General features: G+C 71.5%; 18 protein-coding genes. 12 read left to right on the top strand and 6 right to left on the bottom strand.

Features of this window, described 5'->3' with window-relative positions:
• Window positions 1–54: 54 nt before the first annotated feature.
• From WME79_RS49335 to WME79_RS49325, 3 genes are read left to right on the top strand one after another with little or no spacing between them, the layout of a single operon-like run.
• The gene (locus WME79_RS49335; RefSeq protein ID WP_437530119.1) at window positions 55–612 is read left to right on the top strand and encodes a DUF6531 domain-containing protein; all 558 of its coding nucleotides are present in this window, start codon (window positions 55–57) and stop codon (window positions 610–612) included.
• Window positions 575–4,108, top strand: a complete 3,534-nt coding sequence (locus tag WME79_RS49330) for an RHS repeat-associated core domain-containing protein (protein ID WP_437530116.1) — start codon at window positions 575–577, stop codon at window positions 4,106–4,108. The genes WME79_RS49335 and WME79_RS49330 overlap by 38 nt, the downstream gene beginning before the upstream one ends.
• An 8-nt stretch (window positions 4,109–4,116) precedes the next feature.
• Window positions 4,117–6,552, top strand: a complete 2,436-nt coding sequence (locus tag WME79_RS49325) for a hypothetical protein (RefSeq protein WP_437530114.1) — start codon at window positions 4,117–4,119, stop codon at window positions 6,550–6,552.
• Between the two features lie 112 nt (window positions 6,553–6,664).
• On the opposite strand, the gene WME79_RS49320 is transcribed toward WME79_RS49325, so the two are convergent.
• Window positions 6,665–7,240, bottom strand: a complete 576-nt coding sequence (locus WME79_RS49320) for a TetR family transcriptional regulator (protein WP_437530111.1) — start codon at window positions 7,238–7,240, stop codon at window positions 6,665–6,667.
• Between the two features lie 342 nt (window positions 7,241–7,582).
• Between WME79_RS49320 and WME79_RS49315 the strand changes: the two genes are divergently transcribed.
• From WME79_RS49315 to WME79_RS49305, 3 genes are all read left to right on the top strand, one after another.
• On the top strand, window positions 7,583–8,677 hold the full coding sequence (locus WME79_RS49315; protein WP_437530108.1) for an NADH:flavin oxidoreductase: 1,095 nt from the start codon (window positions 7,583–7,585) through the stop codon (window positions 8,675–8,677).
• A gap of 49 nt (window positions 8,678–8,726) precedes the next feature.
• A complete protein-coding gene (locus tag WME79_RS49310) occupies window positions 8,727–9,578 on the top strand; it encodes a ketopantoate reductase family protein (RefSeq protein ID WP_437530105.1) in 852 nt (283 codons plus the stop codon).
• 160 nt (window positions 9,579–9,738) lie between these two features.
• Complete coding sequence (locus tag WME79_RS49305) at window positions 9,739–10,674, top strand: mobilization protein (protein WP_437530103.1); 936 nt, start codon at window positions 9,739–9,741, stop codon at window positions 10,672–10,674.
• A 140-nt stretch (window positions 10,675–10,814) separates the two neighbouring features.
• On the opposite strand, the gene WME79_RS49300 is transcribed toward WME79_RS49305, so the two are convergent.
• The 5 genes from WME79_RS49300 to WME79_RS49280 all read right to left on the bottom strand — a co-directional run bounded on the left by WME79_RS49300 (window position 10,815) and on the right by WME79_RS49280 (window position 18,263).
• Entirely contained in the window at window positions 10,815–11,291 is a 477-nt protein-coding gene (locus WME79_RS49300; RefSeq protein ID WP_437530101.1) for a hypothetical protein, read from the bottom strand.
• Between the two features lie 200 nt (window positions 11,292–11,491).
• The gene (locus WME79_RS49295) at window positions 11,492–12,781 is read right to left on the bottom strand and encodes a formylglycine-generating enzyme family protein (protein WP_437530098.1); all 1,290 of its coding nucleotides are present in this window, start codon (window positions 12,779–12,781) and stop codon (window positions 11,492–11,494) included.
• Window positions 12,778–14,910, bottom strand: a complete 2,133-nt coding sequence (locus tag WME79_RS49290; protein WP_437530095.1) for a M20/M25/M40 family metallo-hydrolase — start codon at window positions 14,908–14,910, stop codon at window positions 12,778–12,780. Before WME79_RS49290 ends, WME79_RS49295 begins: the two co-directional genes overlap by 4 nt.
• Window positions 14,904–15,284, bottom strand: coding sequence for a hypothetical protein (locus WME79_RS49285; protein WP_437530092.1), 381 nt, complete (start codon window positions 15,282–15,284; stop codon window positions 14,904–14,906). The genes WME79_RS49290 and WME79_RS49285 overlap by 7 nt, the downstream gene beginning before the upstream one ends.
• A gap of 288 nt (window positions 15,285–15,572) precedes the next feature.
• Complete coding sequence (locus WME79_RS49280; protein ID WP_437530089.1) at window positions 15,573–18,263, bottom strand: HEAT repeat domain-containing protein; 2,691 nt, start codon at window positions 18,261–18,263, stop codon at window positions 15,573–15,575.
• Window positions 18,264–18,473: 210 nt separating this feature from the next.
• On the opposite strand from WME79_RS49280, the gene WME79_RS49275 reads away from it, so the two are divergent.
• From WME79_RS49275 to WME79_RS49250, 6 genes are all read left to right on the top strand, one after another.
• Window positions 18,474–19,037 carry a TlpA family protein disulfide reductase gene (locus WME79_RS49275; protein WP_437530086.1) on the top strand — a complete coding sequence of 188 codons (564 nt, stop codon included), beginning with the start codon at window positions 18,474–18,476 and terminating at the stop codon, window positions 19,035–19,037.
• 11 nt (window positions 19,038–19,048) lie between these two features.
• Window positions 19,049–20,212 carry an SUMF1/EgtB/PvdO family nonheme iron enzyme gene (locus WME79_RS49270; protein WP_437530083.1) on the top strand — a complete coding sequence of 388 codons (1,164 nt, stop codon included), beginning with the start codon at window positions 19,049–19,051 and terminating at the stop codon, window positions 20,210–20,212.
• Window position 20,213: 1 nt separating this feature from the next.
• A complete protein-coding gene (locus WME79_RS49265; protein ID WP_437530080.1) occupies window positions 20,214–21,167 on the top strand; it encodes a helix-turn-helix domain-containing protein in 954 nt (317 codons plus the stop codon).
• A gap of 271 nt (window positions 21,168–21,438) precedes the next feature.
• Complete coding sequence (locus tag WME79_RS49260) at window positions 21,439–21,957, top strand: hypothetical protein (protein ID WP_437530077.1); 519 nt, start codon at window positions 21,439–21,441, stop codon at window positions 21,955–21,957.
• Between the two features lie 120 nt (window positions 21,958–22,077).
• Entirely contained in the window at window positions 22,078–22,539 is a 462-nt protein-coding gene (locus WME79_RS49255) for an MmcQ/YjbR family DNA-binding protein (RefSeq protein ID WP_437530074.1), read from the top strand.
• Between the two features lie 262 nt (window positions 22,540–22,801).
• Window positions 22,802–23,287: a hypothetical protein gene (locus WME79_RS49250; RefSeq protein ID WP_437530072.1), complete on the top strand. Its 486-nt coding sequence runs from the start codon at window positions 22,802–22,804 to the stop codon at window positions 23,285–23,287.
• Window positions 23,288–23,699: the final 412 nt, after the last annotated feature.

Here is a 23,699-nt window from a genome sequence, read left to right as displayed (position 1 = left end):
ACGGCGGGAAGAGGCGCCTTTCAGGTGCTGTGCCCCCCTGTTACGCTCGATCCAATGGCGCGCACGGCCCCCGTCCCGAATATCCCCGCAATCCCCGGCATGAACCCCGGCGTCTTCATCATGGGCGGCGGCGGCGGCAGCGGCAAGGGCGGCAAGGGGAGCGGCAAGGACCAGGGCGCCGATGGCTCCAACGGGGGCAACGACGCCAACGGAGGGGGGAAGTCGGCCTGCGGCGGCGCGGGCGGCGACGGCTCCGGCTGCCCGAACCACCACGGGTCGAAGAAGAGCGGGAAGGTATCGAAAGGCGACCCCGTCGACGTCGCCACCGGCCGCGTGTTCACCGACCCCGTGGTCGATCTCGAGCTGCTCGGCCCCCTCGGCTTGCGGTTCGTGCGCCGCTACAGCACGAGCGCCCGCGAGCGTGACGTCGGCCTCGGCTTCGGCTCGGTTCACTCGTTCGCGTGGGCCGTCGAGGTGCGGCGCCAGACCACCGTGCTGTGGACCGACACGGGCGCGGAGCTCTCGTTCGACCCCCATTGCCGAGGGGGACGCGGGCGTCGGCCCCGACGGCTGGGTGCTGACCCGCGATGCCAGCGGGTTCGTGCTCGATGACGCCGCAGGTACGTTCTACCTGTTCTCCGAGCGCGACGGCTCGACATACCGCCTCTCCGCCGTGCGCGACGCCCATGGCAACACGACGCGGCTCAGCTACCGCGAGGGGCGTGTCGAGTCGATCACCGACGCCGCCGGCCGCGTCGTGCGCGTGCGGCGCACGCCCGACGGCCGCATCGCCGCGCTCGAGATCAAGAACGCACCCGAGCGAGGGAGGTGGGTGACCCTCCGGAGCTATACCCACGATGAGCACGGCGACCTCGTCGCCGATACGGACGCTGAAGGCTGCGTCAGCCACTACACCTACGACGATCACCGGCTGACATCGCGCACGGATCCCGAGGACCTCACCTTCCATTTCCGGTACGACGAGCGTGGCCGCTGCGTCGAGACCTGGGGCGATCACCTCGATCCGGGGCGCCTCGGCCTCGCCAACGGCGTGCCCGAGACGCTCGCCGACGGCACGAAGGTCCGGGGGATCTACCACTGCAAGCTCGTCTACGGCGACGACGGGTACTCGGAAGTGGTCGACTCGATCACCGTGCATCGGTATTTCGCCAACGAGTTCGGAAAGCTCGACAAGGCCGTATCCGGCGGGGCCGTTTACTGCCGCACCTACGATGAGAATGGCAATCTCCGCTCGTTCACCAACCCGCTCGGCGCCACCACGACCTGGGTCCGCGACGCCCGCGGCCGCACGCTCCGCGTGAGCGATCCGCTGGGCCGCACCACCGTCATCGAGCGCGAGCCGGACGGGCACATCCGCCGCGTCACCGACCCAGGCGGAGGCGTCACGGAGGTGACGCGCACCGCGGGGGCCCTGTACTGGGCCGATCCGATCGGCGCGACCTTCGAGGTTCGCATCGAGGCGCGCGGGCTCATCACGGAGACCGTCGCGCCGAACGGCGCGCGCACGCGCTTCCTCCACAACGCGCAGGGCAACGAGATCCAGAAGATCGACGGGACAGGCGCCGTCACGGAGCACGTCTACGATTTCTGGGGACGCTGCCTGTCGGTGCGCGACGCGCTCGGGAACATCACGTCGTACGCCTACAACGAGCGGGGCGATCGCGTTGCCGAGCGCCACCCCGACGGGGGCGTGACCCGCTATGCCCACGATCGCAACGGGGACGTCGTGCGCATCGACCACCCGGACGGCACCGCGACGCGCTTCGATCGCAGGGGCCTGGGCAAGGTCTGCGCGATCCGCCGTCCGAACGGCGAGGTGAACCGGCTCGGCTACGATCGCGAGGGTCGCCTCGTGCGGGCCGAGAACGCGCGGGGGGACGTGTACGTCATGCGCTACGACGCCGCGGGCCGCATGGTGTACGAGCGGACGTTCGCCGGGCTGGAGAAGCACTATCGGCACGACATGGCCGGACAGCTCATCCTCGAGAAGAGCGGCGCGGGCGAGACGACCGAGTTCGCCTACGACGCGGCCGGACAGCTGGTGCAGCGCACCCTGCCGGACGGCGCCACAGAATCGTTCGAGTACGATCATTGCGGCCAGCTGATCGCCGCCGTCACGCCCGCCGGGGAGCTCACGTACACGCGCAACGCCGTCGGCTGGGTGGTGGAGGAGCGGCAGCTCGCCTCGGGAGACCTGTTCGTCGTGCGGCGGACGTACGATCTCATGGGCAACGTCGTGCAGCGGACGACGTCGCTGGGCCACTCGGCCGCCTTCGCGCGGGACGCCTGCGGCCGGGCCGCGCAGGTCGTGCTGGACGGGCGCGCGACGGTCGACGTCGCGCACGACGCGCTCGGGCGCGAGATCGCCCGCGCACTGCCGGACGGCGGGCGCATCCAGGTCGTCTACGACGCGCTCGGCCGCATGGCGCAGCGCTGGGTGGGCCACCCCGGGCAGGCCAGCGCAGGCGCCGGCCGGCCCGACTGGGTCGGCCCTCGCCCGCCGGGGACGACAGTGTACCAGGCGTTCCGCTACGGGCCGTGCTGGGAGCTCGTCGAGTCGTGGGACAACGCGCTCGGCCGGAAGCTGTTCGAGCACGACGCCGCAGGGCAGATCCTAGGTGTCCGCGGCGAGCGCGGCCGGGGGGAGCGCTTCGCCTATGACGGCGCGGGCAACCTCCACGAGCCGGACGGCGAGCAGCGCGCTTACGGCGCGGGGAACCGCCTGGTGCAGAAGGGCGGCACCACGTATGCGTGGGACGAGTCGGGCAGGCTGATGAGCGCGCGCGACGCGGAGGGCCGGTTGACGCGGTACACGTGGAACAGCCTCGGGCTGCTCGCAGCGGTCGAGAGACCCGACGGGAAGGTGATCGAGCTCAGCTACGATCCGTTCGCGCGGCGCATCGGGAAGCGCACGTTCGAGCGCGCGCCCGACGGGCAGCGGCGCGAGGTGTCGAGCGTGCGCTTCGTGTGGGACGGCGGCGTGCTGGTCCACGAGATCAAGCGCGTGGCGCAGGTGGCGGGCGATCCCGTCGTGGAGGAGCGCACGTACTGCTTCGAGCAGGCCCGGTACGCCCCCTGGGCTCACCGCGACACGCGCATGGCGGGCGGGCGGCGCGAGGAGAGCCCGTGGTTCCATTACCTCAACGACGACGTGGGCGCGCCGGAGCGCCTGGTCGGCCCGGCGGGCGAGGTGGTGTGCGAGCTCGACCGATCCGCGTTCAGCGCGAAGGTGAAGGAGGGCGGGCGGACCACGACGCCGCTCCGCTTCCCGGGCCAGTACGAGGACGAGGAGACGGGGCTCGTCTACAACCGCTACCGCTACTACGACCCCGCGCTCGGCCGGTACCTGAGCGCGGACCCGGCGGGGCTCGACGGCGGCTTCAACGGCTTCGACTACGCAGGCAATGCGCCGACGCGGTTCGTCGATCCGAACGGGCTGATGCCGTTCTCCACCGTCCGGAACGCGGCAGGGAACAACCCGGAGGGCAAGGATTTCACCGATCCGAAGAACCGCCGCGGGGTGCCGGGCGATATCGAGGGCAAGAGCCAGGGAGAGCGCGGCGGGAGAACGGCAGAGAACCAGCGCGAGCAGTTCGGCAAGGACGACGCGATCACCGAGGCCGTCAAGAACGCGCAGAGGGCACGCGATCCGCAGAAAACCCCGACGGGGGACACGACATGCGCGGAAGTGGACGCGCTGCACAAGATGGCGCGGCAGATCCGCAATGAAGGGGACGCACAGCGAACGGCGCAGGGGAAGCGTAAGATGACCAATGAGGAGGTGCGCGCCGAGCTTCAGAAGCGCTTCAGGAACGGCGCGACGATCGAGACCACGAACGAGTCCGGCCAGGGAATGGCGCCCTGCCCCATGTGCGCGCAGATCTTCCGCGAGCTCGGCCTCCACCCGGCGAACATCGGCGACGACGCGAAGGGCGGCGTGGTCGGCCCAAACAACGACACGGAAACCAAGGTGAACAAGATGGGACGGTGGGACGGGACCTTCACGCAGAGCAGCGAGCGCACGGACTCTCGGAAGAAAAACATCACCACGGTGCCCTCCTCGACGCCTCCGTTCGCCGGCACGTGACCCGCGCAATGACAATGCCCCCGCTTCATATCCTCGCCCCCGCACCTGCCGAGCTCGCCTGCAGCTGCGCCTGGGAGGAAGCATCGAGCGCCACGCTCGACCTGACGGAGCAAGCCGCGCTCGCCGCGCTCGGCCGGTGGCTCGAGGAGCCGGCCCGCCCCTATGCGATCCTGCACGGCCCACGCGCGAGCCGGCGCGCGGTCGTGGGCGCCCACCTCGTCCGCACGTCGCAGGAGAGACCAGCCTGGGACGCGCAACTCGTGCCAATCGGGCCTGATCTCAGGCTCGAGCGCGACCTGCTCGCGCTGATGGTCTCGCGACTGCTCGGCGCCTACGGAGGCGGTGCACCTCGGCGGATGCGCATGCGGATCGGAGAGGAGCATTTGCGCCTAGGGCTGGCGCAGGACGCTCCCTCGCTGCTACTCGCGATCACCGACGTCGAGGAGGCGGAGCCGCTCGTCTCCTGGCCGGCGCTGTTCGCCGACGTGGGGCCCCGCGTCAAGGTGCTCGCCACCGTCGAGGGCGACGACGCCGCGGCCCACGCGTGGATCCCGCGCCTCGGCTTCGATCCGGCGCGCACGCGGATCCGTCCACTGCCGGCGCGGCCGTGGACGGCGCCGGGCGATCCCGCGGAGCTCCTCGCGGCCGCCGACGCGGTGCCGGCCCGGCTCCTCGGCCTGCTCGCGTGCGCCTACGGCCGGCTCCGCGAGGACGAGATCACGACCGCCCTCGGGGCCCCGATCGAGAGCGCCCTCGCCGGGATCGAGCCGCACGTCGCGGTCGTCGAGGGCACGTTCGCATTCCGCTGGAACGCGGCCCGCCGCGAGGTGGAGGAGTGCCTCGACCGCGGCGCGCGTGAGACGTCGACCCGCCGGCTCCTGTCGCTTCCGCCGGACGGCTATCCCTGCGCCTACGTGCGCGCGCACCTGGAGCAGAACGACGCGCCGCTCCAGGCATTCGCAGCGCTGGTCACCGAGGAGCACCTCGCCCGCTGGATGGCCCGGCCCGAGGCCTACCTCGGCTTCGTCGCCGACCTCGAGCGCGTGCGCCGCCACGCAGTGGAGGCGCTCGCATCGGGCCACGAGGCCGCGGCGCTCGCGGTGCGCGCGGCGCTGGTCGAGGCGAGCGTGAACTCGTGCGCCCGCCGCGAGGACGACAATGCTCCTGTGGGCGTCGAGCCCATGACTCGGGAAACGCCGATCGCGGATGAGCGGCGGCAGGCCAGGGCGCTCATCGCGCTCGGCTCCGCGATGACGGCCGGCCCGGCGCGCGCCGAGGTGCTCGCGTGGGCCGAAGACGCCACACGGCGCATCCCGGAGACCGACTTCCGCGGCGACGCATTCCTGAGCCTCGCCGATGTCGTCGAGGGCGAGGCGGGATACGCGTTCGCGCGGGAAGCGCTCGCGACGTTCCGGACCACAGAGAACGCGGAGGATCGAGCGCACCAGATGCTCTTCATGGCGACGGGGTTGCCTCCGGAGGAAGGGATCGCAGTCGCGCGCGAGGCGCTCAGAAGCCTCCGCGACGGCGCCGGAGATCCCGGCCGTGCGGAGGTCTTCGCCAGCGATTTTCCGCGTGCCGTCGCCGAGGCGCTCTGGCCCGACGCGGAGGCGCTGCCTGAGCCCGCGCGAGCGCGGGTGCTCGCCGCGCTCGCGCGGGCCCTCGGCGATCCCGAGCGCGTGCGCACCGCGTTCGCCGCGCTGGAGCAGCACGCCGACCCATACGACCTGGACGAGCACCGGAGGCTCAAGTGGCTCGTGCCGTTCCTCGACGCCCCGGACGCCCGCCGCGCCGCAGCGCTCGCGCCCCGCTTCGGCGAGCAATCCGCCGAGATCTTCGAGGAGCTGATCCCGCGTCTCATCGCGCTGGGCGATCCCGCCGAGGACCTGCTCGAGACGCTGCCGGAAGCGGCACGCGTGCGGGCGCTGGCCCGGAGCCTCCCCTTCGCCGCGGAGCCGGTGCGGCTGCGGGCGCACATTGACGAGACCATTCGGAAGGCCGAGCCGCTCGAGCGCTACGGGCTGCTCTTCGACGTGGGCCCCTGGTTCGCAGCGACGGGTCACAGCGACATGGTGCTCGCCTGGATCGCGCCGCTCAGTGACGCCCACCACCAGGTCGTCCTCGGCTTCCTGGCACGCCACGATCCCGCGCACGCGCCCGAGCTCACGCGCCGCGCCCTTTCCCTGGCTCTGCGCCTCGGCGCCGACGAGCCGGACCGCCTGATCGAGCTGCTCCCGCTGGCCCGCCATTTCCCGGCCGAGGGCGCCGCCGCGGCGCTCGGCATCCTGCTCGACGCAGTGGCCGGAGACATCCGCTCCGCCGCGCTCGCGGGCGACGGCGTGAGCCTCGAGAAGCTCGCGCCGCTCATCGCGGCCCTCGCGGGCGACGAGGGCCTGGCCGGCGCAGCGCGCGAGGTGGTGAAGGTCGCGGCGTGGTTCCCCTGAGCGCCGCGGTGCCCGCAGGCTGCCGTCGTCGCCTGCCGAGCGCCCGCGTGCCCTGGCGGCGCGGCGGAGGCACCCTCGGCAACGGAGGACGCCCAGGCTGGGCACGGACCCGCTATCGCTTCTCCTTCGCCATCGCCTTCACGACCGCGCCGGCCGCCATGACCAGCGAGCTCCTGAAGGCGTGGAGCCGCTGCTCCCCCGCCGATCCTTTCGCGGCCAGCTGGTTTGGCGCGCAGGTGAACCAGGCCATCGACAGCCCGAGGAGGATGATGAACAGGTCCTCGGCGCACGGCTTCTGCGTCGCCCCGAGGTCGTAGGCCGCGGCGAGCTCCTGCACCTTGGCGGTCCCAACGTCGTGCCCCACCGCCTCGGGCAGCTCGAGCTGGCTCCAGATCATCATCCGCACGGTCTTCGGATTCTCGACGAAGTGGTCGAAGACGCCGGCGACGAAGGCGGGGAGGTCCGACGGGTCGAAGGGCACGGCGTCGAACGTGCTCTGGCACCGCTCCTCGAGCACGCTGCGGAACAGGTCCTCCTTGGAGCCGAAATAGGCGTAGATGGCCTGCTTGTTCGCCGAGGCCCGCTCGGCGATGCGGTCCACACGCGCGCCAGCCAGCCCTCGCTCGGCGAACTCATCGAGCGCAGCGTCGAGGAGCCTCTTCTTGGTCGCCGCCGAATCGTAGGGCATGGGTGGATCCTTCATGGAGCACACGCCGTGGCGCGCGGCAAGAAGAGCGCACCGCCGGCGTTCGAGCCGCAACCTTCGGGCCTCCCCCGCGCGGCAAGCCCGCGGCCGTTCGCCACGCGCAGCGGCAACGTCGCTCCGCCCAGTTGACACGGCCAAGGCCGCTCCCTACATTTAAACCACCCAGTTGGTTTAACACCGAGGAGCGCGTCGCCGCATGATGATGGCGATGGCGCCGCGCGGTGTCGAGATTGTACGCGCGGGCGTTGCCGAAGCGCCAGGGCGCCGCCGGCCGCGGCGCCGCGACGAGGACGACGCGCAGAGAACCGGAGAAGGGACGGAGCGATGGCGAATCCGCAACAGAACAAGAACGACGACGTCAGCGCGCTCTTCAAGCCATTCGAGCTGAAGGGGCTGAAGCTCAACAATCGGTTCGTCATGGCCCCCATGACGCGCCAGCGATCGCCGGGCAACGCGCCGGGCGAAGCGAACGTCGATTACTACACCCGGCGCGCCGCTGGAGACGTCGGGCTCATCCTGTCGGAAGGAACGGTCGTCGAGCGGCCGGGCAAGCTTCACCTCCGCGACGTGCCCCACTTCTACGGCGAGCGGGCGCTGGACGGCTGGCGAAAGGTCATCGACAGCGTGCACAGGGCAGGAGGGAAGATGGCGCCCCAGCTATGGCACGTCGGGCTCGCGAAGCAGGATCCGAACGGCCACGAGGAGCCCGCGGCCCTGGAAGGCCCGGCGAACATGTCGCGCGACGACGTGCACGCCACCGTGCGGGCCTTCGGCACGGCGGCGGCCGACGCGAAGCGCCTCGGCTTCGATGCCATCGAGATCCATGGCGCCCACGGGTACCTCATCGATCAGTTCTTCGACCAAGCGACGAACCAGCGCACCGACGAGTATGGAGGAAAGACCATCGGCGAGAGGAATCGCTTCGCCGTCGAGATCCTCAAGGCCGTTCGAGAGGCCGTCGGTCCGGAGATGGTGGTGATCCTCCGCCTCTCGCAGTGGAAGGTCGGCGCGTACGATCACAAGATGGCGAAGACGCCGAAGGAAATGGAGCAGTGGTTATTGCCGCTCGCAGAGGCGGGCGCCGATGTGCTCCACCTCTCCCAGCGACGCTACTGGGAGCCCGAGTTCGCCGGCTCCGATCTGAACGCCGCGGGATGGGCGAAGAAGATCACCGGCAAGCCCACCATCACCGTGGGGTCGGTTGGCCTGTCCGGCGATCTCTTCGGGAACTTCGCAGGCGAGGCCTCCGCGCCTCAGGGGCTCGGCGAGCTCGTGCGCCGCTTCGAGCGCGGCGATTTCGATCTCGTCGCCGTCGGGCGCCCCCTGCTCAACGACCCGGCCTGGGTGGAGAAGATCAAGACAGGCCGGACCTCGGAGCTGACGGAGTTCACCAAGGAGAGCCTTGGCCGGTACTTCTGAATCGGACCGATATCCATGGGATCTTTCCACAGGAGTTACGGTGTAACGCATGAAGATTGCCATCATCGGCGCCGGTAGGATTGGAAGCACCTTTGCCTTTCAGCTCGCGCGAGCGGGGCACGAGGTGACGGTGGTCGCCCGTGGAGAGCGGCTCGAGCAGCTGCGGCGGGACGGGGCGATCGTGAGCGCCACAGGGGAGCGCGCGGCGGTGCGCGTGAGCGCTGCGCTCGACGCGACGGCGGCGTGGGATCTGGTGCTCGTGACGGTGCTCGCGTTCCAGGTGGACGCGGTGCTCCCTGCGCTGGCCGAGAGCGCGGCGAAGTCCGTGATGTTCATGTTCAACACCTTCGAGCCGCTGGGCCGCCTCCGAGATGCGGTGGGCCCGGCGCGCTTCGCCTTCGGCTTCCCTGCGATCCTGGCGACCCTCGAGGACGGCAAGCTGACGTCGAAGGTCGTCACCCGAGGAATGGTCACCACGGTGACGGACGCGGCGTGGGCAAAGGTCTTCACAGACGCCGGCATTCCCGCTGTCGTGCACGCCGATATGGAGAGCTGGCTGCGCACGCATGCGGCGCTCGTCGTGCCGGCGATGGTGGCTGTCATCACGGCGCACGCGCGAGAGGCAGGCGTGTCGTGGGCAGAGGCGATGAACCTCGCGCGCGCCATGGAGGAAGGGTTCCGCGTGGTGCGTCACCTCGGAAACACCATCACGCCGGAGCCGATGGTGACGCTGAGCCGCTTGCCAGCGCCGGCGGTGGCCGCGCTCCTGTGGGGGCTCAGCAGGATCGACGCCGTCCGAAAGACGGGCGCCGCTGGCCCCGGCGAGCCGCGCATGCTGATCGACGCGATGGCCGCCGCGGCGCCTGGTCAAACGCCGACGCTGCTCGCCATCAGGCCCTGAAAAGACCAGAAAGAGCAATTCAAGCACCCCGGTACGACCGGAGCCGGCGGCGGAAAGACCGGCATGATGCCGCTCAGGGCGCCGGGCGCGCCCTCGGCGGGCCGAGCGGGTCGATCTTGCACGTGATCCCGAGCGTGCCCCCCACCTCATCGAGCGATGATTGGCAGCTGTTCGATCCGCGCCGGCGGAGCGCGGTCGATCCAATGGTCCGCCGCGCATTTCACCGGCACGTGGTGACGCCGAACCGCCATTTGTAATGAATGGCTTGACTTCCGCGGCACGGTGGCCGAAGGGGAGGCGCATGAGCAGTGTACATTTTGTGGGCGGCGAGAAGGGTGGCGTTGGCAAGAGCGTGGTCGCTCGGCTGCTGGCGCAGCTCTTCATTGACCGAGCGCTTCCCTTCACGGCGCTCGACGCGGATCTGTCGCATCGCGCGCTCGCCCGTTACTACGCGGATTACACGCGGAGCGTGGATCTCGATCGGCTCGATAGCGCCGATCAGATCCTGGACAGCGCGCTCGCAGCCGATCGCCTGGTCCTCGTCGACCTGCCTGCGCAGAGCCATCGGGCGCTCGAGCGCTGGATCGAGTCGACGGACGTCCTCAACTACGCGCGCGAAATGGGTGTCCAGCTGGTGTCCTGGCACGTCACCGACGGTGGTTTCGATTCGGTATCCCATATCGAGCGGGTCCTCGCGGCGCCGGGCGACGCGCTCCAGCACGTCGTGGTGAAGAACCAAGGGCGCTCGAAGGACTTCAGCCAGTTCGACGCGTCCCCCGCGTACCAGCGCCTGCTCGAAGGCGGCGGGCAGATCGTGACATTGCCCGAGCTCGACTCGTCGGTGATGTACAAGATCGACCGTTTCGGTTCGAGCTTCTGGGCCGCCATCAACACGAGCGAGGGGCAGCAAGCGCTGTCCGCCTTGGAGCGTCGTCGCGCCAAGCTCTGGTTGGAGCGAGCGCAGGCCGCGCTGGAGGCAGCGTGCAGCTGGCGGCCAGCGACGGAACGCATATCTGCCTCGGGCGCGCCGCAGCGTCCCGAGTCGGCGGAACAGCAGCTCGAACCGGCCGCGAGCAACGAATTGGTCGCGACCTGACCAAGGCGCCAGGGGCGCTTGCGATGAATAGGCCAGCGCGAGCTCGGGTTGGATTCCCGCCGTGAGGCGGCTTTCGCTGCGTTACAAGACAGGGGGGAGGTCACGCGTCACGAATCGATCAGCGCGAGACCAGGCGCTCGCTACTGCCCGCCGGGGACGCAGATCGCCGTCGCCGAGCCGGCGCCCATGCACGAGAAGCCCGCCGCGCAGTCGGTGTTCGCCGCGCAGGGGAAGGCGCACTTGCCCACGGCCGTGTTGCACTTGTGTGTGCCGCAGACCATGTCGTTCGTACACGGGAGAGCGAGCGGGCCCGGCTGCCCCGTCGTCGCCGGAGCGGTCGTGCCCGGCTGCTGGTATTGCCCGGGCTGCTGATACCCAGGCTGCTGGTACTGCCCAGGCTGCTGGTACTGCCCGGGCTGCTGATACCCGGGCTGCTGGTACTGCCCAGGCTGCTGGTACCCCGGCTGCTGCTGGTTGTACGCGTTGTACTGCGGATCCGACGGATCCTCGGCGTCTCGGCCCCGGCTGCACGCGGAGGTCAGGAGCCCGAGGCCTCCGAGGGCAAGGACGACCGAGGCGGCCGAGCGCGCGCTGGTGAACCACATGGATCGCTTCATCAAGATCTCCTCGAGGTGCGGGGCTCTCCCCGCGTGAGCGACGGGCCGGTACCGACCCGCCGCTGAGATCTGAGCCCCGGCCCCCGGAGGAGGAGCCGCAGGCCCTTCGCCGGCGAGCGCCGCGCCGCGGGCCCGCTGGACAGGAGCGTACCCCCGGTCGGCGGCCGCGCGCCCCTCAAAAAGGACGCGCCACGGCGCGCTCACCGCGCCGCAGCATCCTTGCAGCAACGAAATCCCTGCTCGTAGCCGTAGTCCTCTTCCTTGTGGAACCCCACCGTCGGGCGGCAGCGGCCGCGCATGGGGCCCCACCAGCCGCCCTTCAGCCCGCTCCGCTCCGGCGACTTGTGGCCCGGCCGGACGACCCACTCGTTGATGTTGCCGTTGAGATCGAAGGCGCCGAACGGCGACACACACGCGGGCATCGAGCCCGCAGGCACGCGCTGATCGAGCCGCTCGAGCTCCGCCTTGCACTTGGGGTGCCGCATGCACCGCTCGTAGTGGTAGAGCGTCACCTCGCGCTGGCGGAAGGGTCGGTCGATGTTGCACTTGGTCGCGTCGCGGGCGAAGCCGTACGTGTACGGGAGCATCTCCTCGCCCTCGCAGGCGAAGTTGAACTCGTCCTCCGTGCAGAGGCGCTTGCCGACGCCCTCGCACGCCTTGACGGCCTGGCGCCACGAGACGAGCAGCGCGGGGAGCTCGCCCTTCCTGTTGGGCCACTCGTACCGGTCGACGCAGAACCGCATCGGCGCACGCTTCTTCGAGAGGCACTCGCTCGGCCGCCTGTACTCGAGGCACCGCTCGCTGACGCTGGTCGGACCCTCGGCCTCTTTGTAGGGCGTCGCCCGTCGCTCCTGGTCCTTCTCGTACTCCTTGTGGTGCTTCAGGCAGATCTGATCGACCACGGGGCAGTAGTCGCCTTCGACGAGGACCATGTCGTCCGGGCACCCCTCGGAGCTGCCGGGCAGCCCCGCGTCCGGAGCGCCGCCGTCGAGGGCTTCCGCCGCGGCGTCCGGCGAGCCGCCGTCGAGGATTGCCGCCGCGGCGTCCGGCGAGCCGCCGTCGAGGATTGCCGCCGCGGCGTCCGGCGAGCCGCCGTCGAGGATTGCCGCCGCGGCGTCCGGCGCCGCCGCGGCGTACGACATCGCTGCCCCGGCATCCGGCGGCTCCGCTGGGGTGTACGCCACCTCCGCCGCGGCGTCCGGCGGCTCCACCGAGGTGTACGCCAGCTCCGCCGCGGCGTCCGGCGGCTCTGCCGCAGCGGCCGCAGCGACGTCGGGCGGCGCGGGCTCGGCATCCGCAGCTGCGCCGGCGCGCTCGGGCCCTCCGGCGGGCGCGGCGCCGGTCGCCGCGGGCGGCGGGCTGTCGCAGGCGAGGATCGCGGCCGTGAGGCCGCAGAGGAAGGCGAAGCGGACCGCGCAGAGCCCGCGTGGGGCCCTGCGCCGTCGAGGTGGCGCGACCGGCGGCGCGGCGCGGCGAGGGCGCCGGCTCATCGGCCGGGGGCGGGGATGACCTTGAGCGGCACCCGCGTCCCGCCGCGATCCACCTCGATCTCGACCTCGCGGCCCGGCTCGAGATCGCCGAGCGCGAACATGAAGTCGTGGATGTTGGTGACCGCGTGGGCGCCGATGCGCACGATCACATCCCCCGCCTGCATGCCGGCGCGGGAGGCGGGCGCGTCGGGCCGCACGCCCGTGAGCTTCACGCCGGGCCCCTGGTACGCGTAGTCCGGCATCGTGCCGAGCGACGCCCGGAAGCCGCCGCGCATGCTGCGGTGCGGGTCGGCGGGCGCGTCGGTGAAGGCGAGCCGCGCGTCGCGCCGCGACAGGGAGAGCGCCATCCGCGCCGCGAGCACCGAGCACCGCGAGACGCCCGCGGCGTTGATCTTGTCCGCCGTGTCGCTCGGCCGGTGGTAGTCCTCGTGGACGCCCGTGAACAGGAAGGCGATCGGGACGCGCGACGCCGTGAACGACGCGTGATCGCTCGCGCCGAAGCCCTCGACGCCGAACTGGAGCGTGAGGCCGAGCCCGCGGGCGGCGTCGTCCACGATCGGCTGCCAGTCGGGCGAGGTCCCCAGGCCGTCGACGAGGAGCTTGTCGTCCCGCATCCGGCCGACCATGTCGGCGTTGATCATGGCCACGACCGGCTTCATCCCCGCGAGCGGCGCCGGCGGGTGATCGACGAAGTGGCGCGAGCCGATGGTGCCGAGCTCCTCGGCGCCGAACGCGATGAACAGGAGGTTCCGAGCAGGCCGCTCGGGGAGCGAGGCGAACCGCCGCGCCACCTCCAGGAGCATCGCGGTCCCCGAGGCGTTGTCGTCGGCGCCCGGATGCACCGCGTGCACGCCGGGCGCGCGCGAGAACGACGTGCCCCCGTAGCCGAGGTGATCGTAGTGAGCGCCGACGACGACGTACTCACCGGCGTGCGGCGAGCCGTCCCGCGCCGAGAGCAGGCCGATCACGTTCGACGCCGGCGCCATCCGCGCGGTGACCTTGGTCGTGATCTCGACGGTGGTGCCGTCGAGCGGCTTCGGCGCGACGGCCTTGGTCGCGGCCGGCTTCACGGCCGCGTGCTTCTCGGGGGCGGCGCCTGCGGGCTTCACCGGCGGCGCGAGCCCGGCCGCCGGGAAGAGCGCGCGGGCCGCGGAGCGCGTGATCACCACGGCCGGGATGCCCATGCTCGCCGCGTCGTCCGGCACCCGCGGGAGCTCGTCGCCGGCCGCGACCAGGATCACCCCGGCGGCCTTGTGCTCGCGGGCGGTGCGGAGCTTGTAGCGGACGCTGCCGAAGTCGCGGAGCGCGTCCGCCGGCCGCGGAGACGGCGCATGATGAGGATCGGCGGGCGCTGCACCTCCGTGCGGATTCGCGGGCGCTGCACCTCCGTGCGGATTCGCGGGCGCTGCACCGCCATGCGGCCCCGCAGGCGCAGCGCCTCCATGCGGCCCCGCGGGCGCAGCACCGCCGTGCGCGCCGGCCTGCGCTGCTCCACCCGAGCCGCCGTCCAGCGTGGGCACGCCGTCGAGCACGATCGCGATCTTCCCCTCGATATCCCGGCCGGCGTAGTCGTCCCAGGAGAGCGCCGGCGCGGTCACTCCATGGCCGACGAGCACCGCGGCCCCCGACACCGTGCCGCTCGCGCTCCCGTCCGCCGTGACCAGCTTGCCGGCCTCGACGCCCTGCTTCCGGCCCGCGCGCTGCACCGCGAGCGCCGCGGGCGCCACGTCGGCGCCGACCCGCGCGTCGAACACCTGCCGGTACGCCTTCGCGTCGCTCCCCGGCCCGCCCAGCGGCGAGAGCTTGAGCTCAGCGAACCGGCGCGCGATGAACTCGGCCGCGAGATCGGCGCCGGGCTCGCCGGTCCCGCGCCCCGCGAGCTCGGGCGACGCGAGGTACGCGACGTCCGCCGCGATCCGCGCCTCCGCGGCGGGATCGACCTCGATCGAGGCCGGCGCGGCGGGCGCCGGCGCGGCAGGCTTCGAGGCCGGCGGCGCGGCAGGCTGGCGAGGCGGCGCGGCCGGCGGAGCGCACGCCGCGACCGCGGCGAGCAGGCCGGCGGCGAGGCCGCGGCGAAGACCCCATGCGCGGGACGACAGCGGGGCCGCGGCGCGCCCGGCGCTCACCACGGCGACGCCTTCTGCGCCGCGCGGACCAGCTCGAGCGCGCGACGGCCGATGTACTCCTCCACGTCGGCGGGCGCGATGTGGCGATCCTTCGCGAAGTCGAACTCGCGCGGCTTGCCGTCGCCGAACGTCACCCGGACGATCGCGGAGTCCCGCAGGAGCTCCAGGGAGAGGCTGAAATCGCCGAGCGCGAGCCGGTGCTTGTCCTGCTCCTCGGTGAGCGCGATGGACTGCCCCTTCTCCCGTAGCCTCTCGTGCGCGAACTTCAGCGACTCGGCCCCCAGCGACACGGCCGACTCCGCGGCCGCGAGCGCCTCGGCGACCCGCTTCTTGTGCCGCGCGAGCTCCTCGGCCTCGCGCTCCGCCTTCGATTTCACGGCTTCGATGAGCTCATCACGCCAGGTAGGCACAGTGCACCTCGGCGCGAACACTCTTCCGAAACGTGCGTTTTGTCCAGCCCGACACGCGCCGGTCACCCGACCACCCTCGCCAGCCCGACACGCGTCGGAGACGGAAATGGCCGCGCTGCCAGCACAAAAACAGGAAGCCCGGGAGCTCCGGAGAGGACGACCTCCCCCTCGAGCGCTCCCGGGCTCCCTGCCCCTGGATCGTGCGCCGCGGCTTCGTGCGCGGGCCGAACGCCGGCCGCGCCGGACCGCGCGCCGCTACTGCGTGTCGGCGCCCCCGGCCTTCGCCGGGGCGAACTTGCTCAGGTCCTCGGCCACGGTGGCCTTCGGGTTCATGAGCTCGTGGAACGCGCGCTTCGCGAGCGCGCCGGTCTCGCCCTGCTCGTGCCGCAGGGCCATGAGCACGCCCTTCTCCTTCATGAACTTGAGCGTGTCGATCGCGCCCTTCTTCTTCGCGCTGTCGCCGCTCTTGGCCTCCTGGAAGAGCCGGTAGCGCAGCACGACGCGGGTCTCCGAGTGCGGGCCGTTGTCGTACTTCAGGTTGTCGAACTGAGCCTGGAGCCGCTGCCGCGCCCACTCCTGCGGCGCGTCGGCGACCTTCACCCGCGTGATCGCCTCGGCGTTCGCGACGTACCGGTAGAGGTTGCCGCGCTTGAAGTCCTCGTCCGACCAGTAGCCGAAGGCGCGGTAGTAGTGGTCCTTGAGGTCGTCGAGCGCCGACTTGTCGAAGTCGGCGTACATCGCGACCGTCCGCGCCGCGGTGTCGGTCGTGCCGCCGAGGATGAGCGCGAGCGCCGCGGCGTTCCGGACCTCGACGTCCTTGAGCTTCTCGAACAGCTGCCCCTGCACCGCCTCGTCGAAGCCGCCGACGCCGATGGCGCGCGCGATGGCCATGCGCACCCCGGGGTCGACGTCGGCCGTGAGGAGCGTGACGAGCTCGGCGGCCGCGCCGGGCACCGGCCGGAGCGCGAGCGACGACGCGTAGCAGGCGCCGATGAGCTGCTTGCGCGGCTCCTTCTTGCTCGCGAACTCCTTCGCCTTCTTCGCGACCTCGATCATCGTCTTGTCGTCCGCGCACCAGGCGATCGCCTCGCAGGCGGCCTGGCGGGCCTCCTCGTGCCACATCTCGTCCTCGACGAGCTTCGTCAGCTTCTCCACCGCGCGCGGATCGCCCCACTCGGCGAGCCCCTGCGACGCGCCGTAGGCGACCGCGCGGAGCGCCATCCCCAGCATCGCGAGCCCGGCGCCCTGGAGCGCGTCCTGGGTGATGTCCAGCTTCGGGTCCTTCTTCCGGCTGAACTGATCGATGAGCTTCGGGTAGGAGGGCTCGTCCTTCATGCGCCCGATGTACCGGAGCGCGCTCTGCGCGGTCTCGAAGGCCGCGGGGAACGGCGGCTGCTGCCCCTCCTTGGGGAGCGGGTCCGTCGGGAAGGCCCAGTCGCGCATGTCCTTCAGGATCTTCTCGGAGCGGACCGTGGAGAGGAAGCGCAGGCCGTTCGCGTGCGGCTGCGGGCGATCCTTGAGCCACAGGATGACCTGGGGCTCGGCCGCGGCCTTGAGCTCGGCGGCCTTGTCGGTGTGGATCACGGCGAGATCGGCGAGCATGCGGGTGCCGACGACGCGCGGCAGGTCGGTGCGCGACAGGTGCCCGCCCTCGTCCGCCTCCCAGAACTTCTCGAGCTTGTAGAGCTTGAGCGGGTCGGCCAGCATCCGCTCGCCGAGGTACTTGGCGGCGCGGATGTCGCCGACCTCGGCGAGCCGCGTCCCCGCCTCGCCCTGCCAGTGCAGCGGCGGCTTCCTGGCCTCGATCCACTTCACGAGCGGGTCGGCCGACCGCGGGTCGGCGAGCTCGCGCAGCATCTCCATGATCTGCTTCGTCTGGAACCAGGTCGTCTCCTCGGGGTCCTGCTTCACGCTGTCGAGCGCGAGCACGAGCCCCTCGCCGCCGATGCCGTCGCGCAGCGCCTCGAGGAAGCGCTGGCGGCTGTCCTTGTCGGCGTTCGACAGCGCCTCGAGGAGCGGGGCGCGCGCCGTCTCGTCGCCGATCCTCCCGAGGCCGTTCGCGGCCTCGCGCGCGACCTCGACGTCCTTGTCCTTCACGAGCGTGATGAGCGCGCTCGTCCACTTGGGCTCGGCGTTGCGCGACAGGACCGTCGCGACCAGCTGCCGCACCGACGAGCTCTCGTCGGTCGCGAGCTTCGAGAGCTCCTCGAGCGACACGAGGCCGGCGAGCTTCTCCGGGTCGAAGGCGATGCCGCCGCCGAGCCGCTCGACCTTCGAGAGGAACCCCTTCCTGTACTGGTCCATCGCGTCCTTGAACGCGGCGGGCTCCTTGAGCTCGACGAGGGCCCAGACGAGCTGGGGCCGGTCGCTCTCGTCCGCGACCTTGAGCGCCTCGAGCAGCGCGTGCTTGGCGCTGTCGGCCTTGGGCGAGCCGTAGTACGCGAGCACCTGCGCGGCGACGCCCTTCACGCGGTGGTCCGGGAGCGCGAGCGCGGTCTGCGCGTGCGTGACGCCCTCGGGGTCGTCGGCCCACGCGAGCTGCATGAGGGCCTCCTGCTGGAGCGACAGCTCGGCGCTGGCGGCGGCCCACTTGCGCCACAGGGGCAGCTGGTCCTTCTTCGGCAGGACGAAGATGTTTTTCTTCTCCTTGGAGACGGCGTCGACCGTCATCTTCTGGCTGTCCTGCTTGACGCCGAACCAGATGGCGCCCGCGGCGCCGAGCGCGACGAGGAGGCCGACCACGATCGAGACGGGGCTGAACCGGCCGCGCTTGAAGTTGCCGTCGTCCGCGAAGCCGCCGCCCGCGGGCGCCGGCGGGGCGCCGGGCAGATCGTTGTCATCGGGGGGCCACTTGGCCGCCCGCTTGGCCGGAAGGGGCCCCGGCGGCGGGCGCCGTCCGCGCGGCCCCGCGGGATTCTCTCGTGAAAGATTCGGACGATCGAGCATGGTTCCTCCAGCGCGCGGGCGACGACGTGACCCGAACGGCGGTGGCATCGCGCGGCGTGCCGCGCTGCGCCCCCGACCCCTCCCGGCGGCGGCGGCGTCGCGCGGCGAGCCGCGCTGCGCCCCCGCCCCCGGGCCAGGCGGCGAAGCGCCCGGCCGGTCGAGGCGCCGGACCGTACCAGAGCCGCTCGGACGTAGGCCCAAAGATTTGCTATGAAGCTCAGGGCCCGTATGGCCGAACCCCAGCCCAATTCCGGCAAGATTCTCTATCCTGCAGTCGCGTTGCTCATCGCCCTGAGCGCGCTCTTCGGACTTGTGATCCTGCCGCGCCTTGCGCCTGGGGTCGGGGGCATGGTCGGCGCGGAGGCCCCCGACGTGACGCTGCCGGTCGCGGCCAACGGCGAGCCCGGCGCGCGCATGCAGATCGCCGAGCTGAAGGGCCAGCCGGTGATCCTGGACTTCTGGGCGACGTGGTGCGGTCCCTGCGCGGTCCAGGCGCCGATCCTCGACCGGATCGCGCGCCGGTACGAGAAGAAGGGGCTCGTGGTGCTCGGCGTCAACGTGGACGACCCGCCCCAGGTGGCCAGCCAGTACGCCCTCAAGAAGGGCCTCTCGTATCCCATCCTCATCGACGACGAGAAGGAGGCCTCGGCCCGCTACGGGGTGGACAAGCTGCCGAGCCTCGTGGTGATCGACCGCCAGGGGAAGGTCGCGGCCTACCTGACGGGCGTCGTCGACGAGGCGAGCCTCTCCGAGATCATCGCGGCCGCCCTCTGATCTCGCTCGACGTGCCCCGCTCGCTCCACGTGCCTCCTCCCTCCCGTCCCTTGCACCTCGTGCTGGCGGCGCTCGCCGCCGCCGCGCCCGCCTGCTCCCGCGGCGACGCCGATCGCGGCCGCGACGCGGGCGCGCCGCCTTCGGCCAGCGCCTCCGCGCCGCCTTCAGGCCCGGCGGCCTCCGCCCCGGAGGCGCCGGCCCCTCGGGCCTCTGGCGAGCCCGGCGCGCCCGATGCGGCCGGCGGCGACGCTGGCGCGCCCGGGGCGGTCGGGGATCCGATGGCGACCCACTACGAGGCGCGCGAGGATCTGGTGCGGCTCTTCTCGCTGAAGGAGTTCTCGGAGCGAGAGCGGAAGTTCAAGAACCCCGAGCTCTTCCTGGAGAAGAACTTCGGCGGCGGCTCGCCTGCCCGGCTCAACCAGGGCAACAAGGAGCTCGCGCGGCACACGCGATCGAAGGAGCAGTGCCTGGAGGGCCTCCGGGGCGTCGTCCTCCAGACGGAGGAGCAGCGCGCCCGCTGCGGCGGGCACGAGAACATGGTGCCCGTGTACAAGCGCGGGAAGCCGGCGTCGGCCGCGTTCTGCATCGACATCTTCGAGTTCCCCAACAAGCCGTGCGAGCTGCCGATGGTGTGGGCGAGCCCGACGCAGGCGGCGGCCGTGTGCAGCCTGCAGGGCAAGCGCCTCTGCACCGAGGACGAGTGGAGCCTCGCGTGCCGCGGCGATCCAGAGGGCGGCAAGCCGAGGACGTACGCCTATGGCGACGAGCTCGATCTCGCCGTCTGCCACACGCAGACGCCGCACCGCGAGATCGACGGCAAGCCGTGCGACGGCGACACAGCGCGCTCTGCCTACCAGACCTGCGCGACCGACACCGAGCCTGCCGGGTCCTACCCCGCGTGCCGCTCGCGGTTCGGGGTGTTCGATCAGCACGGCAACGTGGCCGAGATCATGACCCGCCGCGACCGCGACGACGGCAAGCTGTACAGCCAGCTCAAGGGGAGCGCCTGGTTCTACGTCGAGGTCGCCCGCGAGCACGACGCCCCGAGGCCGAAGGGCCGCGAGACCTACCCCGACCACTGCGCCTACAGCCCGCGCTGGCACGTCGAGCCGATGGAGGACGCGTGGCACGCGAACTACCACCTCGGGCTGCGGTGCTGTAAGACGATCCGCTGAGGTGCCCCGCCCGGCGCGCGAGCCAGCCGCGCGCGGCTGGCTCGCGCGGCTGGCTCGCGCCCGCATCGACCGGTACCCTTCCCCCGCGATGCAAGCGCTGGCGCCTCGCGCACGGATCGCCCGCGGCAACGCCGGTGAGGGCCGCTGGGAGATCGCGACGCGGCCCCCGGCGCCGCACCTCCGCCCGTACATCCGCGACTACAGCGGCTACACGGAGGAGACGCCCGGGCCGCTGCGGCGGAGCGAGCTCCCGGCGCCGCAGATCGTCGTGATCATCGAGTTCGGACCGCCGCTGCGCGTGTTCGACGCGGGGAGCGATCGCCGTCATTCCTCGCACGCCGGCGGCTTCGTCGCGGGCCTCGACGACACCTTCACGATCACCGAGCACGACGGGTTCCAGCGCGGGCTCCAGGTGAACCTCACCCCCATCGGGGCGCGGCTCTTCTTCGGGGTGCCCATGGAGGAGCTGACCGGGCGCGTGATCTCGGCGCGCGATCTGCTCCCCAGGAAGCACGCCCGGCTGGCGGAGCGCCTCGAGGAGCTCCCGACCTGGGATGCGCGCTTCGACCTGATCGAGCGGGCGCTCGGCGAGCGCGTGGACGAGGCGCGGATCGAGGTCGGCGTGGTCTCGTGGGCGTTCCGCCGGATCGAGGAGCGCGGGGGCGCTGTCGACATGCGCGCCCTCGCGCGCGAGCTCGGCTACAGCCAGAAGCACGTGATCGGCCTGTTCCGCGAGCACGTCGGCGTCCCGCCCAAGCTCCTCGCGCGGCTCGTGCGCTTCGACCGGCTGGTGCGGCACCTCAAGGCGGGCGGCACGGGGACCTGGGCGGAGCTCGCCCAGCGGTTCGGCTACTACGACCAGGCGCACCTCGCGCGGGACGTGAAGCAGTTCAGCGGGACGACCCCGACCCGGGCGCGCGCAGCGCTGATCGACGTCGCCGGCATGAGCCCGTAGCGGGCGAGCGCTCTTCGGGGGCTTCGGGCGTCGGGCGCGCCGGGTGGAACGTGGGACTCCCTGTACGCGGCGCGGGAAGCGCTCGCGTGGAAAAGCTGCGCGCGCCGTTCACGAAGGAAAGGAATCCTCTCATCGAACGTAGACCGCTCTGAGCAGCGCAGTCGCCCGGAAGGCGGTCGCGCCCAGCGCTTCCAGGCGCTGTGGCGTCGCCTGGAGGGCCGCGCGGGTGTGCTCAAGGTGAACGTTCTCGTTCGTTCAAGGAGATCTCGACATGACACGGATGAAGCTTCTCGGGTTTCTGATGGCTGGTCTCGCGCTCGTGGCTTGCGGCGATGATGACGGCAATGGCGATGGGGGCAGCGGGAGCGACATCGAAGGCAAGCAGCTCGGCGCGCTGACGGCCGAGGAGGCCGACGGCCTGTGCGACGACCTCCGCGCGCAAACCAAGACGATCTCGAAGGAGGACGAGTGCGAGGCCGAGGGGGTGGTTGGCTCGTTGTTCGGAATCGAGTGCGAGACCACCAAGCAGGAGTGCATCAGCGCTCCTGAGGAGGCCGGAGTGACGGGCGAGCTCGACTCGTGCGGAGCGTCCCAGTTCACCGGCTGCACCGCCACGGTCGCGGAGGTCAGGGCCTGCGTGGACGCCATGGTGGGCACCATCAAGGGGCTCACGTGCGAATCGACGTTCACTGACATCGCGCAGAAGCCCGCTGCGTGCGCCGCGCTCGAAGAGAAGTGCCCGGCGTTCTTCGAGGAACAGGAAGACGAGAGCGAGGGCGAAGGCTCCTGAGCGGAGCGCCCGCCCCGCCGCGCGGCCCGGCCTCCCTGGCAAGAGCCCGCGGCGGGGTAAAATCTTTACAAGACCCCCGGCGTCCCGTTCCCCAGGATAGGCTTCGAAGGAGCGAACACCATGTCGAGCGGGTCTCCCACGCCTCCCACGCCTCCCACGCCTCCCACGCATGTTCCCCCAGCGCTCCGTTCCGAAGACTTCCAGAGGCTCGCGCTGTCGCTTCCCGAGGCCGAGGAGCAGGACCACTGGGGCAAACCATCGTTCCGCGTGCGAGGGAAGATCTTCGCGACCCACTGGGTGGCGGAGGAGCGCGCCGTCCTCAAGCTGTCCCTCGAAGAGCAGGACAGCCTGGTGCAAGCGCAGCCCGACGTCTTCTCCGTGACGCCGTGGGGACACCAGGGCTGGACGCGGGTGGAGCTCCGCCGCGTCGATCGGACGCTCCTGGAAGAGCTGCTCGTGGGCGCCTGGCGTCGCGTGGCGCCGAAGCGCGTGGTCGCGCAGTGGGACGCCGGCCGCAGCGGTAAGCCGGCGGCGCCTCCGGGCGCACCCTCACGCCCGAGGAGACGCCGGCGCGCACCCTGACGGGCGCCGAGATGTGCGGCCGGAGAACACCTCGACCGCGGGCGGCAAGGCTCGCGCCGGAGGCCGCCGTCCATTTTCTCTCCAGCAGGAAGAAAGATTGAACCGTGGTCGTAGTAGGTTCGGCCTGCGCGCCTGCCCGGCCGACGATGCAGCCCGCTCGCTTCCTTCGGCGGAGCCGTCCCCGAGCGCCGCGCGGACACGCTGGTGAACATTCTCGATGAGGGAGCGCTCGATGACACGGATGAAGCTTCTTGGATTGCTGATGGCTTGCTTCGCGCTCGCGGCTTGCGGCGGCGACGACGATGGGGGCAACGGGGACACCGGGAGTCAGAGTGGAGGTGACCTCGATGGCAAGCAGCTCGGCCAGCTGACGGCCGCGGACTCCCAGGCGCTGTGCCAGGACCTCGCCGCGTCGACCACCGTCACGAAGGAAGACCTGTGCGAGGTCGCCGGCGCGTTCGCTGGCGCGTTCGGGGGTGACTGCGAGGCCACCAAGGCCGAGTGCATGAGCGCCCCGGAGGAGCCCTCGCAGGGCGGCGGCGAGTGCTCCACCGAGGGCTTCGCGGGCTGTACCGCGACGGTGGCGGAGTACAAGGCCTGCATGAAGGCCCAGGTCGACGCCCTCAAGGCGCTCTCGTGTGCAGCGCCGCCCGACACCTCCGGGGAGCCCCCGGCAGCGTGCGCCGCCCTCACGGAGAAGTGCCCGGAGGTCCTCGGCACCGAGGAGACCGGCGGCGAGGGCTCCTGAGGTCGCCCCGCGCCCCGCTGACCGATCGTCCTCGGGCGTCACGACGTCGAAGCGCGCGATGAGCGCCATGACGCCGGCCACGAACAGCCCGGGGCTCCTGGCCTCATCGCCCTAGCGGCGAAGCTCCCTGTCCGGAGCCGCGCCCGTTACGCCTCCTCCGCGCCCAGGCCGTGACGTGCCGTGGGCCCGAGCACCTCCACAAGCCGCACGCGACCGGCATGCCTCGAGCGCCATCCCGCGCTGTCCGCCGCTCGGAGCTTCACCGGCGAGAGGGTCGACCGCGTGGCACGCAAGGCCGACGTGGCGATCCGGCCGGAGACGCTGCCCGGAAGCGCGAAGCGTGGGTATCGTCGGGGCCAGCGGGGTGCCTGCGGGTCCTGAACGGCCACGAACGCACCTTCTCTATCAAGGA

This window comes from Sorangium sp. So ce726 (assembly GCF_051521405.1).
GTDB lineage: Bacteria > Myxococcota_A > Polyangia > Polyangiales > Polyangiaceae > Sorangium.
Note: the sequence above shows the minus strand (reverse complement) of the source record. Positions and strands in the feature narration are given on the sequence as shown.

Bases quoted from the DNA above. Each gene is read 5' to 3' on its own strand.
- WME79_RS49280 (WP_437530089.1), bottom strand. From the start codon at position 18,263: ATGCTCGATCGTCCGAATCTTTCACGAGAGAATCCCGCGGGGCCGCGC.
- WME79_RS49250 (WP_437530072.1), top strand. From the start codon at position 22,802: ATGGCTTGCTTCGCGCTCGCGGCTTGCGGCGGCGACGACGATGGGGGC.
- WME79_RS49320 (WP_437530111.1), bottom strand. From the start codon at position 7,240: ATGCCCTACGATTCGGCGGCGACCAAGAAGAGGCTCCTCGACGCTGCG.
- WME79_RS49255 (WP_437530074.1), top strand. From the start codon at position 22,078: ATGTCGAGCGGGTCTCCCACGCCTCCCACGCCTCCCACGCCTCCCACG.
- WME79_RS49325 (WP_437530114.1), top strand. From the start codon at position 4,117: ATGACAATGCCCCCGCTTCATATCCTCGCCCCCGCACCTGCCGAGCTC.
- WME79_RS49335 (WP_437530119.1), top strand. From the start codon at position 55: ATGGCGCGCACGGCCCCCGTCCCGAATATCCCCGCAATCCCCGGCATG.
- WME79_RS49295 (WP_437530098.1), bottom strand. From the start codon at position 12,781: ATGAGCCGGCGCCCTCGCCGCGCCGCGCCGCCGGTCGCGCCACCTCGA.
- WME79_RS49260 (WP_437530077.1), top strand. From the start codon at position 21,439: ATGACACGGATGAAGCTTCTCGGGTTTCTGATGGCTGGTCTCGCGCTC.
- WME79_RS49315 (WP_437530108.1), top strand. From the start codon at position 7,583: ATGGCGAATCCGCAACAGAACAAGAACGACGACGTCAGCGCGCTCTTC.
- WME79_RS49310 (WP_437530105.1), top strand. From the start codon at position 8,727: ATGAAGATTGCCATCATCGGCGCCGGTAGGATTGGAAGCACCTTTGCC.
- WME79_RS49275 (WP_437530086.1), top strand. From the start codon at position 18,474: ATGAAGCTCAGGGCCCGTATGGCCGAACCCCAGCCCAATTCCGGCAAG.
- WME79_RS49300 (WP_437530101.1), bottom strand. From the start codon at position 11,291: ATGAAGCGATCCATGTGGTTCACCAGCGCGCGCTCGGCCGCCTCGGTC.